Origin of the sequence: Rhodococcus pseudokoreensis, assembly GCF_017068395.1 — a bacterium.
Lineage (GTDB): Bacteria > Actinomycetota > Actinomycetes > Mycobacteriales > Mycobacteriaceae > Rhodococcus_F > Rhodococcus_F pseudokoreensis.
This window is the reverse complement of sequence record NZ_CP070619.1, coordinates 4374544-4388337: the sequence shown is the minus strand read 5'-3', so window position 1 is coordinate 4388337 and position 13794 is coordinate 4374544. Positions and strand designations below refer to the sequence as shown.

Sequence of the window (13794 nt, the reverse complement as noted above, 5' to 3'; positions counted from 1 at the left end):
ATGGGGTGAAAAACTCTTGGCGGCAATGTCTTTACGGGTTCCGGTGTCAGGTGGGGTTGTGGTCGATCAGGGGTCGCCCGGTCTCGGTGGGCTCGGTGTCGGTGTGCCCCCGGCTGCGGCGGATTTTCCGGTAGACGAGAGCAGCGAGCAGCAGGCCCGCGAGCCAGAGTGGGAGGGCGATGGCGCCGGCGCGGAAATCCGGTAGCCGGGTCATCAGGGCGACCACACCGGCGAGGTAGGCCAGCACCAGGTAGTTGGCGTAGGGGAACCGCGGCGACCGGAAGGCACCGGCGCCGGCGGTCCGCCGGAATCGCAGGTGGCTGATCGCGATCGTGCTCCACGTGATGATCTCGGCGGAGAGGATGATCGCCACCAGGATCATCAGCAACTGACCCGGGAAGAGGTAGTTGAGCAGCACCACGATCGCGGTGATCGCGGAGTTGATCACGATGCCGGTGACCGGCACTCCGCGGTGATTGGTTCGGGCGAGCAGGGCCGGCGCCTGCTTCTTCGCGGCCATGCCGTGCAGGACCCGGGCGTTGCTGTAGACCATGGTGTTGAAGACCGACAGGGCCGCCACGAGCACCACGATGTTGAGCAGGGTTGCGGCGCCGCCGACGCCGAGGCCGTCGAGCATCAGGACGAACGGGCTGCCGTCCACCCCGACCCGGGCCCAGGGCCAGATCATCAGCATGACCCCGATCGCGCCGACGTAGAACACCAGGATGCGGACGATGACGCCGTTGACGGCCTTGGGGATACTGCGGGCAGGATCCTTGGCCTCGCCGGCGGTGGTGCCGAGCGACTCGATGCCACCGAAGGTGAACGTGACCGCCACCAGGGACAGCAGAATGCCGGTCACCCCGTGCGGGGCGAATCCGCCACTGTCCCACAGGTTGCTCAACGCCGCGGAGTCGTAGTGCCCCGCCCCGAAGACGATGGCGACACCGAAGACGATCATGGCGACCACGGCGGCGACCTTGATCAGGGTGAACCAGAATTCGAACTCCCCGAAGGCACTGACATGGATGAGGTTGACGCCGGTGATCAGGACCAGGGCGACGGCGGCGGTCATCCAGTGCGGCAGGCCCGGGAACCAGAAATCCATGAACGTGCCCACCGCGGTCAGCTCGAGCATGCTGACGACGATGCACGTCATCCACCAGTTCCAGCCCGCGATGAACCCGACGATCGGGCCGCAGTGCTCGCGGGCGTATTCGCTGAAGGAGCCGGAGACCGGCCGGGCGACGGCCATTTCTCCGAGCATCCGCATGATCAGGAAGATCACCGCCCCGGCGACCACGTAGGCCAGTAGGACCGCGGGTCCGGCGGTTTGGATGGTGGACCCGGAGACGAGAAACAGCCCGGTGCCGATCGCCGACCCGAGGCCGATCATCCGGATGTGACGGTTCTGGAGTCCGCGCTGCATCAGCGCGGGGGCGGGCGTTGTCGGTTCGTCCATGGTGTACTCGCTCTTATCGCTGGTAGATGGTGTCGACGCAGGTGCGGTAGGCATTCTCGGTGGGCGTGATGCCGAGTTCCTTCGCCTGCGTGAGGTTGGCCCGGGTCTTGGCGGGGACGATGCGTTCCACCTTGGCCATCAGGTCGGCGGTGTTCGCGGCGGCTCCATGCAGATATTCCTCGGCGCCGCACATCACGCCGGCGGTGTTGTGCCACCACTCGGTCTGGAAGAGGATGCCGCGTTCGGCCAACAGGTCGGCCAGCCGGATCTCCTCGTCCTGCGTGGTGGCCTTGAGCTGGTTGTTCGCCGGCCCGAAGACGTAGCGGAACTGGATTCGCCGGATGGTGTCCTCGTCGAGGATTCCGCCGATCGCACAGGGGCAGAACACATCTGCTTCGATGTCCATGATCGCCCCGACGGGCACCGACTCGACCGCCCGACCGGGGTGGCCTGCGAGGAAGTCCGCGGCGCGGGCCTCGTCGATGTCGGAGACGACGACGCGGGCGCCGCCGTCGAGCAGGTATTCGGCCATCGACCAGCCGACCGCACCGAGGCCCATGACGGCCACGGTCTTACCGGTCAGGGTGTCGGTGCCCTCCTCGAACCGGACGGCCTCCTTCAGGGCGAGGTACGTGCCGTATGCGGTGGGCTTGCCGGTCTCGCCCAGCGGTGACGCGGGGCCGCTGGTGAACGACTTCGAGAAGTGCGCGTTGATGACGTCGGACATCGCGGTGGGGAAGTTCATGTCCGGGCCGGTCATGGTGCGGCAGTGATCGAGCGCGAACGACAGGAAGCCCAGCGCTTCGAGGTCGTCGAGGTTCAGCGGGTCCATCTGCACGGTGGTCTTGCAGCCCCCGAAATCCAGGTCTGCGGCGATGTTCTTGAAGCTCATCGCACGGCCGAGGTTCAGACCGTCGATGATCACGTCCAACTCCCGCTCTTCGAGCGGATGGCGGCGGATCCCGCCGGCCAGGGTCGCGTGGCGCTTGTTCATCAGGCCTTGCCGGCGACTGTGCTGGTGACACATGAACCGGATGTCGCGGCCCTCGTGGTAGTAGACCTCGATACCGAAGTGCTTGCCGCCGCGCAGCAGTTCGAGGACCTCGTCGAGGTAGTCGGCGAGGCCGTGCTCGGCGTAGAGGGCGAGGACCTGCTCATGACCCAGGTAAACCGCGTTCGAGGTCAGCAGACTCTCCACATGGAAGCTGCGGTTGTACTGTGCGAAGTCCAGATCGGCATCCCACTCCTTCGCCGCATACAGGCGGTGCCGATCGGTCCTCCAGTCGTATTGCAACTTCAACGACGTCAGGCCGGCGGCCTTCAGCGGGGCGAAAATGCTCTGATCCACGATGTGTCTCCTCGTCTTCCACGTGTACCCGGATACTCCCGATGTGACCCGGGTCGCAGTTCCAGTGGCTTCCATCGTGGGGCTCTGACCAGTGCGTTGTCTCTAGCCACCCATCTCGAGTACCTTCGACATATGTCTAAGGTCGACGGAAGCGGGCCGAGCCGCCTCAGCGAGATGCAGGCGCTCGTCGACGACCTGGCCGACGCGCTGCACCGCTCGGTCGCCGTCGACAATCCCCGCTTCGAGCTGCTGTGCGCGAGCGCCCAGACCGGGCCGATCGACCAGATCCGGGTCACCGCGATCATCGACCGCGCGCCCCCGGAACCGCCGTTGCCGTGGATGCTCAGCCTCGGCGTCGCCACCTCCACCGAGCCGGTGCGGCTCCCCCGCAACGAGGACTACGGCATGCTCCCGCGGGTCTGCTTCCCCATCCGACGGGAAGGGGCACTGCTCGGCTACCTGTGGCTGTTCGACGAACCCCCCGTCACCGAACCCGAGATGTCCGACGCCGGCAGCACCGTCTCCGCACTGGCTCCACTCCTCGCGTCCGACGACACCGAAATCCGCCGGCGTGCAGACGAACTCGCCCGCCTTCTGACGGCCGCGACCACACGGCAGACCGCATCCGCCGCCGTCCGAGAGGCGTTGGACAGCGGTCATCTACCGCCGCGTGGGGATCTGCGCGTGCACGTGGCCGAAGTCCGCCGGCGCCGCCGGGGAAAACCGGCGAACCAGGACAACCGAGACCTGGAACTCGAACTGGCCCGCCGCCGGCTCGCCCGACCCTTCCTGGCCCGGTATACCGACGACCGACTGGTCACCGTCTCCATGAACACCACCGCAGGGGAGATTCGAGAGGTCGAATCGACCCTGACCCGCGCCGTGCACGCCGCCGGATACGAGGTGGTCGGAGCCGGCACCGCCGCCGCCGACACCGCCGACGAACTCGAAGAGTCCACTCACCGAGCGCAGTTCGCCGCCGAACTCTCCTCCCCGAACACCGGCTCGACGCGCTTCCAGCAGTGGGAGGACCTCGGATCCTGGCGCCTGCTCTACGGCAGACCGCTGCGACAGGACACGGTGCGAAACCTCAGCGCCGACGCCGACCGCCTCCTTCGCAACGGCAGTGTCGAGCACTGGAAAACAGTCGTCGCCTACCTCGACGCCGGCCGTCGCGTCGACGCCACCTGCGAAGCCCTCTCGATCCACCGCGCCACCTTGTACTACCGGCTCAACCGAATACGCGAACTACTCGGCGATCAGGCCCTCGACGACGGGTGGCGCGCCACGGCCCTGCACGTCGCACTCAAACTGCACCAGCACCTCGCCGATAGGCAGGCGTGACGATCAGGTGGTCTCGTAGTTCTCGACCGCGCGCTCGAGGTGCCTGCGCATCTCGCTCTGTGCGCGATCGAGGTCGGCGGATCGTAACTCGTCCAGGAGTTTGCGGTGCTCCGTCGCGAGATCGCGGGGGTTCGGATACGACTTCTGGATCTGCGCCAGGCACAACTGCATCTCGTCTTGCAGTGTCGAGTAGATCCGGCTCAGCCGGTCGCTGCCGACCGCGTCGATGATCGCGACATGGAACGCCGAGTGGACTTCGACTCGGTCCGCCCAACTGGCGTCGGCCGGCATCTGCTCCATCTTCTCGAGATACCGCTCGGCCTCGCTCAGGGGGATGCCGTTCTCGACGATGACCCGGACGCTTTCGAGTTCGAGCGGAATGCGCACGAAATACAGATCACGGACGTCCTCGTGATCGAGAACCGGAACGATCAGCGACCGGCCCTGGGACTGCTGGGCGAGATGGCGACTCGTCAGCACCTGCAGCGCCGACCGCACCGTGGGGCGAGCGACGTCGAACATCGCAGCCAGGCCCGTCTCGGTGAGCGGGGTGCCGGGCGCGAGGTCACCACCGAGGATCTGGGCGCGGATCTCCGCCACCAGCGCGTCGCGGGTGGTCTGCGTTTGTAGCACTGGACTCATACCGTCCTCCTCCGGCCCGCAGTATATCTGCTATACCGTCTTCCACCATCGGACGCTCTGTTGTACTGTATAACAGTAATACCGATTTGGTTGCCAGTCACGACACTGCGACGACACCTCGAGGAGAACCACCATGAATCTGGCCGACTACGACGCCTTGAGCTTCGACTGCTACGGCACCCTGATCGACTGGGAAGCCGGCATCGCCGCTGTTCTCGCGCCCTGGGCGAAGGATGTCGGGCTCGCGCTGACGGACGAGGAACTGCTCCGCGCGTACGCGGACAACGAGGCCCGGGCCGAACGCGACACCCCCGGCGCGCTGTACTCGGCGATCCTCGCCGACGCCTTCCGCCGCACGGGGAAGACGCTCGGCAGGGACGTCAGCGACGAATGGGCAGCCAGGCTCGGCGCCTCGGTCCCCGACTGGCCGGCGTTCCCCGACTCCGCCGAAGCGCTTGCCTCCCTGGCGAAGGACTACAAGCTGATCATCCTGTCCAACGTCCACCGTGCGGGCTTCGCCGGCAGCAACGCACGTCTGGGAGTCGAGTTCGACAAGATCATCACCGCCGAGGACGTCAAGGCATACAAGCCTGCGCCGAACCACTTCGACGCTCTCGACGGCGCACTGGAGGAACTCGGCGTTCCCCGTGAGCGTCTTCTGCATGTGGCGCAGAGCCTCTTTCACGACCACGTGCCAGCCAAGCGCCACGGCCTGCCCTCGGTGTGGATCAATCGCCGCCACGACCGTCCGGGCTGGGGAGCCACCCCCGAACCCTCCGACGAGTACACCTACGCCCTCGAATTCCCCACCATGGAAGGGTTCGCCGCCGCCGCACGCGCCGCGAAGGAGGCACGGCGGGCCGAATGACTCCGCGGTCCGCGTCAGAGGACGATGTTGACCATCTTCCCGGGCACGACGATGACCTTGCGCGGATCCTTGCCGTCGAGCAGTGCGACGATCTTGTCGTCGGCGAGCGCGATCTTCTCGATCTCCTCACGCGGGGCGTCGGCGGCGACGGTCACACGGCTGCGGACCTTGCCGTTGACCTGGATCGGGTACTCGACGGTGTCTTCGACGAGCCACTTCTCCTCGGCAACCGGGAAGGGTCCGTGCGCCAGCGACTTCTCGTGGCCGAGCCGCGACCACAGTTCCTCCGCGAGGTGCGGGGCCAGCGGCGCGAGCATGAGCACCAGCGGTTCCACCGCCGAGCGGGGGGCACCGGCGGGGTACGCCTTGGTGAGGTGGTTGGTGTACTCGATCAGCTTGGCCGCGGCCGTGTTGTCGCGCAGTGCGGTGTAGTCCTCGCCGACACCGGCGATCGCCTTGTTCAGCGCGCGCAGCGTGTCCTCGGTCGGGGCGTCGTCGGTGACACGAACGGCGCCGGACTCCTCGTCGACCACCACACGCCAGGCGCGCTGCAGGAAGCGCTGCGCACCGACGACGTCCTTGGTCGCCCACGGCCGGGACGTGTCCAGCGGACCCATCGACATCTCGTAGACGCGGAGCGTGTCGGCGCCGTACTCCTCGCAGATGTCGTCCGGCGACACGGAGTTCTTGAGGCTCTTGCCCATCTTCCCGTATTCGCGGTTGACCTCGGCGCCCTGGTGGAAGAACTTGCCGTCCTTCTCCTCCACCTCGTCGGCGGGCACGTATACGCCGCGCGCGTCGGTGTACGCGTAGGCCTGGATGTAGCCCTGGTTGTACAGGCGGCGGTACGGCTCGCTCGAGCTGACATACCCGAGGTCGAACAGCACCTTGTGCCAGAACCGCGAGTACAGCAGGTGCAGCACCGCGTGCTCGACACCACCGACGTACAGGTCGACGCCGCCGGGATCGTTCGGCCCGTGGATCTCCGGCCGGGGACCCGTCCAGTACCGCTCGTTCTCCTTGTCGCAGAACACGTCCGGGTTGGTGGGGTCGATGTAGCGCAGCTGGTACCACGAGCTGCCCGCCCACTGCGGCATCACGTTGGTGTCGCGGCGGTACGTCTGCAGTCCGTCGCCGAGGTCGAGTTCGACGTTGACCCAGTCGGCGGCCTTCGCCAGCGGGGGAGAGGGCTCCGAGGACGCGTCGTCGGGATCGAACGACACGGGTGCGTAGTCCTCGACCTCCGGAAGCTCCACGGGCAGAGCCGATTCCGGCAGGGCGTGCGCGTAGCCTTCGGCGTCGTACACGATCGGGAACGGCTCGCCCCAGTACCGCTGCCGGGCGAACAGCCAGTCGCGCAGCTTGTACTGGATGGTGCCCTGGCCGGTGCCGTCCGCCTCGAGCCGCTCGGTGATGGCCTTCTTCGCGTCGGCGACGGACATGCCGTTCAGGAAGCCGGAGTTCACGATCGTGCCGTCGCCGGTGTACGCGTCCTTGGAGAGGTCGCCGCCGGAGATCACCTCGACGATGTCGAGACCGAACTCGGTGGCGAACTCGTAGTCGCGGTGGTCGTGACCCGGGACGGCCATGATGGCCCCCGTGCCGTAGCCGGTGAGGACGTAGTCGGCGATGAACACCGGCAACTTGTGCCCGTTGACGGGGTTCACCGCGTACGTGCCGAGGAAGACGCCCGTCTTCTCCTTGTATTCCTGCCGCTCCAGGTCCGACTTGGCGGCGATCGACTTCCGGTACGCCGCAACCGCTTCGGCGGGCGTTGCGGCACCGCCGGTCCAGCGCGAATCCACACCCTCGGGCCACGCGGCCGCGACGATCTCGTCGACCAGTTCGTGCTCCGGCGCCAGCGTCACGTACGTCGCACCGAACAACGTGTCCGGCCGCGTCGTGAACACCTCGACGTCGTGGGCAGTGGATCCACCCTCACTCTGCTCGACCGTCACGGCGAACTTCACCTGCGCACCGTGCGAGCGCCCGATCCAGTTGCGCTGCATGGTCTTGACCTTCTCCGGCCAGTCCAGGTACTCCAGGTCGTCCACCAGGCGGTCGGAGTACGCGGTGATGCGCATCATCCACTGCTGCAAATGCTTACGGAACACCGGGAAGTTGCCGCGGTCGCTGCGGCCGTCGGCGGTGACCTCCTCGTTGGCCAGCACCGTGCCCAGACCGGGGCACCAGTTGACCATCGAATCGGAGTGGTACACGAGGCGGTAGGAGTCGAGGACCGCTTCCTTCTCGGTCACGGGCAGCGACGCCCAGTCCCGTCCGTCCTCGAGGGCGCGGGCGCCCGACACGAACTCGGCCTCGAGCTCGGAGATGCGGCGGGCCTTGCCGGCCTCCTTGTCGAACCACGCGTCGTGGATCTGCAGGAAGATCCACTGCGTCCAGTGGTAGAAGTCCACGTCCGTGGTGGCGAAGGTGCGGCGCTCGTCGTGGCCGAGCCCGAGGCGGCGCAGCTGACGCTTCATGTTGCCGATGTTGGCCTCGGTGGTGGTCCGCGGGTGCGTGCCCGTCTGCACCGCGTACTGCTCGGCAGGCAGACCGAACGCGTCGTAGCCGAGGGTGTGCAGCACGTTGTGGCCCTGCATGCGGTGATAGCGGGCGAACACGTCGGTGGCGATGTAGCCCAGCGGGTGGCCCACGTGCAGACCCGTCCCCGACGGGTACGGGAACATGTCCTGCACGAACAACTTGTCCGCGGGCACGTCGCCGGCGAGGGGGCCGACCGGGTTGGGCGCGTCGAACGTGCCCTCCTCGCTCCACCGGTCCTGCCAGCGCTGCTCGATCTGGCCGGCGAGCTCCGCGGTGTAGCGGTGCTGCGGGGTCGCGTCGGACGGGTTGGCGGGCTGCACGTGCTCGGTCACTGTGGTCGCTATCTACTTGGCTGACATTCTGAATTAGGGGGATACCGACAACCAGGGTAGAGCCTCACCCCACCCGGGCTCACCTGCGCGTCCGGGTCCGCCGTATCCTGGTCTCGTGTTGATTGCCTCCGTCGTGCTGTTCGTGCTCGCCGTCGCCGTCTCCGGTGTCGCCGTTGCAGGCCTCGCCGAGCGCCTCCCGCGCAACCGGTGGGCGGGTGTCCGCACCCCCGAGACGATGCGCGACGATCAGACGTTTGCGCTGGCCAACAAGGTTGCGGGGCCCACCCTGCTCGCCGCGGCCGGGCTCCTCGTCATCGGCGGAATCGCCGGAATCCTGATCGGTGGAGTCTTCGGAATCGGCGCCGTCCTCGTCAGCGTCGTCGCCGCCGCGCTCACCGCGGCGACGGGCGGATCGCTCGGTGCCCGTGCCGCCGCGTCGGTGCCCGCCGCCGACACCGGTGGGTGCGGCAGTTCCTGCGGCGCGTGCTCCCTGAAGGGCGCCTGCCAGCCGTCCTGACCGGCAGGCGACGGCCCGTCCGGTGAACTCCTCGCGCGTCGTCGACCCCGCAGGCGCAGTCTTCGGTCTGCTGCTCCCGGTGATCGCGGCGCTGTCCGGGGTGATCCTCACGAAGGTGTGGGAACCGCGGCTCCCGGCGCAGATCGCGACGCACTGGACCACCACCTCGCCGGACGGCTTCTCCACCCCGATGTCCAGCGCCTGGACGTTCGCCCTGGTGACGGTCCTGTTCGGTGGCGGATGCGCGGCGATCGCCGCCCTCGCCCAGGCGATGCTCATGATGCGCCGCACAATGCTCGTCGTCGGACTGTCCGTGGTCGGCCTAATCCTCACGGTGCAGGTGGTGCTGCTCTACGTCCAACTCGACGTCGCCGACCCCGCGGCCACCGAACTCCCGATGTGGTCGCTCGGCCTCGGTGTCGTGATCGGGGCCGTCGTCGGTCTGATCGGCGCCGCCCTGCTCCGTGACTACCGGCCCCGGGTCGCCGCGACCGGCTCTCCCGACCCGCGGTTGCCGCGCGCCGACCACCCGACGACCGTCGCGGACACGGTCGGGTTCGGCACCCTCGGGTCGCTGATCCTGCTCCTGATTCTCGGGGTCGCTCCCGCGCTCGCGGTCTGCCTGCTCGTCGACGGATGGTGGCCGCTCGCGGTGTTCGTTCCGGTGGGGCTGCTGATCGTGAGCCTGCTCCGGTTCCGGGTGATCGTCGACCGGTCCGGCATCCGGGTGGTGAACATGGGCATGACCGCGTTGCAGTACGGGATCGAGGAGATCGAGGGCGCCCGCGTCGACGTGATCAAGCCGTTCGACGACTTCGGCGGCTGGGGACTCAAGGTGAAGGGCAGGCGCAACTACGGCGTCGTGACGAGGACCGGCCCCGCCGTGATCGTCACGACCGCCTGCGGCGACCGCCTGACCGTCACCAGCGCGCGGGCCGAGGAGATGGCCGGTGCCCTCAACACGTACGCCGAGGTGCGGCTCCGCCGCCCGTGAGTGGTTAACGAGTGCAGGGACTCGCTAACCACTCACGGGCGGGAGGCCTGGTGCACCGCTTCGAGCACGCGGTCGAGGTAGCCGAGGGCGGCGCGGACGGCGGCGTCCTCGTCGCGGGCGGCGATCGCGTCGACGACGGCATGGTGGTCGTCGGTGGTCAGCGACGGCGGGTGGACGCCCTCGGTGAAGTCGTATGTGGCGCGGGTGGGTTCGAGGATCCCGGCGAAGAGGTCGGACAGCACCGGATTGTGCGCGGCCTCCACGACGCCGAGGTGGAACGCGAGGTCGGCGTCCGCGAATCGGGACGCCTCGTCGGCCGTGCGCTGCCGTTCGTCGAGTAGCGCGGACAGCGACCGCAGATCGTCGTCGGTGCGGCGCTCGCACGCCAGCCGGACGGCCTCCGTCTCGAGAGCTCGCCGGACCTCGAAGACGTTCAGCATCTTCGCGACTGCGACCTGCCGCCCGAGCAGCCCGCCGATGTCGGTGCGCGCCCGAACGAACGTCCCCGACCCCCGCCGGATCTCGAGGATGCCCGTGGACGTCAGGGTCTTGATGGCCTCGCGCACGGTGTTGCGACCGACTCCGAGCAGCGTCATCAGCTCGGGTTCGGTGGGGATGCGCTCGCCCACCGTCCAGTCGCCCTCGGCGATCCTGCCGCGCATCCAGTCCAGGGACTGCTGATACGCGGACTCGCGCCGAACCACCGTCATGTACTCATCCTCACACCTCGCCGGCTCGCTCGTCCCGACCGGCCCGTTTAAACTACGTAGGACGTCCCATGTATTTGTACAGCTTCACGCATCCGGACAGCCCGAGGAGGCGACCCCACACGTCCACGTCAACCGCTCCCGCCGACGCCCTCCCGACCGCCACCGCCCGCCCCACCGGCCGCCACTTCCACGGCCTGAACTATCTCCTCGTCGTCCTGCTCCTCGGCTCCAACATGCCCACGGCGCTGTACTCGCTCTACCGCCACGAATTCGGGTTCACCCCGCTGGTCCAGACGCTGATCTTCGCCGTCTACGTCGCCGGCCTGCTTCCGTCGCTGCTGTTCTTCGGCCCGCTGTCGGACGCGCTCGGACGCCGCTTCGTGTTGCTGGCCGCGATCTTCTTCAGCCTCCTGGGCGCCGTGCTCCTCGCCTTCGCCGACTCGACCGTCTGGCTGTTCCTCGGCCGGATCTCCCAGGGCATCGCCGTCGGCGCCTGCTCGGCCGCCGGTTCCGCCGCCCTGATCGAGCACGAACCCGCCCGGAACCTCCGCCGCGCCGGTCTCGCCGCCACCCTCACCACCGCCCTCGGTGCGGCGCTCGGCCCGCTCTTCGGCGGCGCCGTCGCGCAGTACCTTCCGCACGCCCTTGTCCTGCCGTACGTGCTGTTCGCGCTGGCGCTCCTGCCCGCGCTGATCATGGTGCTGCTGCTCCCCGCACCCACCGGCGGTACGTCACGCCCCACCCAGTTGTTCCAGGTGCCGCACGTCCCCGCACCCCTGCGCCGGGTGTTCTGGCTGTCCTCCCTCGGAGTGGCACTGGCGTGGGGCGCCGTCGGCCTGTTCCAGTCGGTGGTCCCGACGTGGATCATCGACCTGCTCGACGTGAACAACCTGGTGGTCGCCGGCGGTGCCGCCGCGCTGGTCATGGTGTGCTCGGTGTCCGCGCAACTCGTCGCCAACCGACTCGGAACCGTGCTCTGCCGAACCCTGGGCATCGGCGCCGTGGGCGTCGGCATGGTCGGATTGCTCGTCGTCGACTTCGCGCCGTCCCTCGCCCTTCTGGGCGCCGTCACCGTCGTCGTCGGTGTGGGACACGGACTCTCGTTCGCCGGTGCGATGCGCGCGGTGGGCGCCGCGGCCGCCGAGCACGCCCCCGACGCCCAGGGCGGGACGCTCGCCGCGTTCTTCACCGTCGGCTACGTCGGTCTCGCGGTGCCGTCCATCTGCGCGGGCATCGCCATCACCGTCCAGGGCATGCACGTGGCCGTCCTCGAACTCGCGATCATCGGAGCCGTCCTGTGCGGCGTCGTCGCCGTGCTGGGCGTCCGCACGAAGGGTGGGGACCGGGCAGAGGAGGCCAGTACTGTGGCCTGAGGACGTGAAATGCCGATGCCCGAACCGCTTCGCCACTGCGAGTTCCGCTTCTACGAGGAGCTGAACGACTTTCTGCCGCCGGTGCAGCGCAAGCGCACCTTCGAGCACCGATTCGACGGCACCCCGTCGGTGAAGGACCGCATCGAAGCGCTGGGCGTCCCGCACACCGAGGTGGATCTGATCCTCGTCGACGAGGTGTCCGTCGATTTCGCGCACCTCCTGCGCGGCGGCGAACGCGTCGCCGTGTACCCCGTGTTCGAGTGTTTCGATCTGACCGGGGTGACGAAACTGCGCCCGCGGCCGTTGCGGGACCCGACATTCGTGCTCGACGTGCACCTCGGCCGCCTCGCCCGCTACCTCCGCCTGCTCGGCTTCGACACCCGCTACCGCAACGACTTCGACGACGCGGAACTGGTGGACATCTCCCTCGCCGAGCATCGCATCGTCCTGACCCGGGACACGGGACTGCTCAAGAGGTCGGCGGTCACCCACGGCGCGTTCCTGCACGAAACCGACCCACGCCGGCAGCTGCGGGAAGTGTTGGACCGCTTCGACCTTCGGTCGCGGATCACGCCGTTCACGCGGTGCGCGCGATGCAATGGGCTACTCGCGCCGATTGCCCGCGACGACGCGCTCGCCGAGGCGCCGCCGGGGGTCGCGCGCAACGAATACGAGTTCAGCCGGTGCCGGGACTGTGCGCAATTGTACTGGCCGGGCAGTCATCTCCCGAAGCTGAGCCGGCGACTGTCGGAGGTCGGGGTGTCGCTCGAGGTGGATTCTCAGGAGGCGTGACGCAGCTGCTCGGCGAACACCGCCGAACACGCGCAGTCACCGAATTCGTCGCAGTCGATGATCAGTGCGTGCCGGACCTCGGACAACTCGACGCACGACTCGTCGGTGCATTCGGCTCCGTAGAGCGTGTGCACGATCAATGTTCCGTGACAGGTGTCGATCACGTGTGCTGTCCTCCTCACTTCTCGTTCCCCACCTCTGTTGATACCACCCGTCCCCGACAGCCCAGGGACGTGCGCGGGGTGTGTCGGCTCAGTTGCGCTCGACGTCGATCGGGTGGGTCGCGAGCAGGGCGAGGGGGAGCGGCTGCCTGCGCAGCACCTGCGCCCACACGTCGACACGGGCGGGGGCGACGACGTCCGATGCGAGCGCCGAGATGACGATCCAGTCGTCGCGCTGCAGTTCGGAGTCGAGCTGACCGTACGTCCATCCCGAGTAGCCGGCGAAGATCCGGATGCCCTCCACCAGCGGGGCGACGACCTCGGGGTCGGAGTCGAGATCGACCATCACGACGCGGCCGTGCACCCGGCGCAGGCCGGGGACGCCGTCGGCCTGCGCGCCGGTGCGCAGCGTCGCCAGGCACAGTGCGGCGTCACGTTTGACGGGACCGCCGACGTACAGCGCGGACGGGCGCGCGGTGAGCGGCGCCCACTGTGGCAGCACGTCGTGGACGGCGGTTTCGCTGGGACGGTTGATGACCACACCGAGACTTCCGGCCTCGTTGTGCTCGATCACATAGATCACGGTGCGACGGAAAGCGGGTTCGACGAGATCTGTGGACGAGACCAACAGGCTGCCGGGCCGGACCACCGGTTCCGTCGACGCCGTTCGATCTTCGGGTTCTTCTGCGTGCGCCACCTGAACA

General features: G+C 68.0%; 13 protein-coding genes. 6 read left to right on the top strand and 7 right to left on the bottom strand.

From position 1 onward, the window contains the following. Positions 1-46 precede the first annotated feature (46 nt). Positions 47-1462, bottom strand: coding sequence for an amino acid permease (locus JWS13_RS25325; protein ID WP_206008112.1), 1416 nt, complete (start codon positions 1460-1462; stop codon positions 47-49). A gap of 13 nt (positions 1463-1475) precedes the next feature. Then, a complete protein-coding gene (locus JWS13_RS25320; protein WP_241032294.1) occupies positions 1476-2810 on the bottom strand; it encodes a Glu/Leu/Phe/Val dehydrogenase family protein in 1335 nt (444 codons plus the stop codon). Between the two features lie 132 nt (positions 2811-2942). Here JWS13_RS25320 and JWS13_RS25315 point away from each other — a divergent pair, with 132 nt between their 5' ends. Continuing rightward, positions 2943-4154: a PucR family transcriptional regulator gene (locus JWS13_RS25315; protein ID WP_206008111.1), complete on the top strand. Its 1212-nt coding sequence runs from the start codon at positions 2943-2945 to the stop codon at positions 4152-4154. A 3-nt stretch (positions 4155-4157) separates the two neighbouring features. On the opposite strand, the gene JWS13_RS25310 is transcribed toward JWS13_RS25315, so the two are convergent. Beyond that, on the bottom strand, positions 4158-4796 hold the full coding sequence (locus JWS13_RS25310) for a GntR family transcriptional regulator (RefSeq protein WP_206008110.1): 639 nt from the start codon (positions 4794-4796) through the stop codon (positions 4158-4160). Between the two features lie 133 nt (positions 4797-4929). Here JWS13_RS25310 and JWS13_RS25305 point away from each other — a divergent pair, with 133 nt between their 5' ends. After that, positions 4930-5664 carry a haloacid dehalogenase type II gene (locus tag JWS13_RS25305; protein WP_206008109.1) on the top strand — a complete coding sequence of 245 codons (735 nt, stop codon included), beginning with the start codon at positions 4930-4932 and terminating at the stop codon, positions 5662-5664. Positions 5665-5678: 14 nt separating this feature from the next. Here the strand turns inward: JWS13_RS25305 and leuS are convergent, their stop codons facing one another. After that, a complete protein-coding gene (gene leuS / locus JWS13_RS25300) occupies positions 5679-8543 on the bottom strand; it encodes a leucine--tRNA ligase (protein ID WP_206008108.1) in 2865 nt (954 codons plus the stop codon). 115 nt (positions 8544-8658) lie between these two features. On the opposite strand from leuS, the gene JWS13_RS25295 reads away from it, so the two are divergent. Next, positions 8659-9060, top strand: coding sequence for an SdpI family protein (locus tag JWS13_RS25295; protein WP_072942681.1), 402 nt, complete (start codon positions 8659-8661; stop codon positions 9058-9060). Positions 9061-9082: 22 nt separating this feature from the next. Further along, positions 9083-10054: a DUF1648 domain-containing protein gene (locus tag JWS13_RS25290; RefSeq protein WP_206008107.1), complete on the top strand. Its 972-nt coding sequence runs from the start codon at positions 9083-9085 to the stop codon at positions 10052-10054. A gap of 32 nt (positions 10055-10086) precedes the next feature. Here JWS13_RS25290 and JWS13_RS25285 read toward each other — a convergent pair whose 3' ends face one another. Beyond that, on the bottom strand, positions 10087-10764 hold the full coding sequence (locus JWS13_RS25285) for a FadR/GntR family transcriptional regulator (protein ID WP_206008106.1): 678 nt from the start codon (positions 10762-10764) through the stop codon (positions 10087-10089). A gap of 68 nt (positions 10765-10832) precedes the next feature. Between JWS13_RS25285 and JWS13_RS25280 the strand changes: the two genes are divergently transcribed. Beyond that, positions 10833-12137 carry an MFS transporter gene (locus JWS13_RS25280; protein WP_206008105.1) on the top strand — a complete coding sequence of 435 codons (1305 nt, stop codon included), beginning with the start codon at positions 10833-10835 and terminating at the stop codon, positions 12135-12137. A 9-nt stretch (positions 12138-12146) separates the two neighbouring features. Next, on the top strand, positions 12147-12929 hold the full coding sequence (locus tag JWS13_RS25275; protein ID WP_206008104.1) for a Mut7-C RNAse domain-containing protein: 783 nt from the start codon (positions 12147-12149) through the stop codon (positions 12927-12929). On the opposite strand, the gene JWS13_RS25270 is transcribed toward JWS13_RS25275, so the two are convergent. Both JWS13_RS25270 and JWS13_RS25265 read right to left on the bottom strand, forming a co-directional pair. Continuing rightward, the gene (locus tag JWS13_RS25270) at positions 12917-13093 is read right to left on the bottom strand and encodes a hypothetical protein (RefSeq protein ID WP_206008103.1); all 177 of its coding nucleotides are present in this window, start codon (positions 13091-13093) and stop codon (positions 12917-12919) included. The genes JWS13_RS25275 and JWS13_RS25270 overlap by 13 nt on opposite strands. An 88-nt stretch (positions 13094-13181) precedes the next feature. After that, the gene (locus JWS13_RS25265; RefSeq protein WP_087554905.1) at positions 13182-13787 is read right to left on the bottom strand and encodes a YqgE/AlgH family protein; all 606 of its coding nucleotides are present in this window, start codon (positions 13785-13787) and stop codon (positions 13182-13184) included. Positions 13788-13794 lie beyond the last annotated feature (7 nt).

Coding starts and splice junctions, on each gene's coding strand:
- JWS13_RS25325 (WP_206008112.1), bottom strand. CDS start 1,462: ATGGACGAACCGACAACGCCCGCCCCCGCGCTGATGCAGCGCGGACTC.
- JWS13_RS25315 (WP_206008111.1), top strand. CDS start 2,943: ATGTCTAAGGTCGACGGAAGCGGGCCGAGCCGCCTCAGCGAGATGCAG.
- JWS13_RS25310 (WP_206008110.1), bottom strand. CDS start 4,796: ATGAGTCCAGTGCTACAAACGCAGACCACCCGCGACGCGCTGGTGGCG.
- JWS13_RS25305 (WP_206008109.1), top strand. CDS start 4,930: ATGAATCTGGCCGACTACGACGCCTTGAGCTTCGACTGCTACGGCACC.
- JWS13_RS25285 (WP_206008106.1), bottom strand. CDS start 10,764: ATGACGGTGGTTCGGCGCGAGTCCGCGTATCAGCAGTCCCTGGACTGG.
- JWS13_RS25280 (WP_206008105.1), top strand. CDS start 10,833: ATGTATTTGTACAGCTTCACGCATCCGGACAGCCCGAGGAGGCGACCC.
- JWS13_RS25275 (WP_206008104.1), top strand. CDS start 12,147: ATGCCGATGCCCGAACCGCTTCGCCACTGCGAGTTCCGCTTCTACGAG.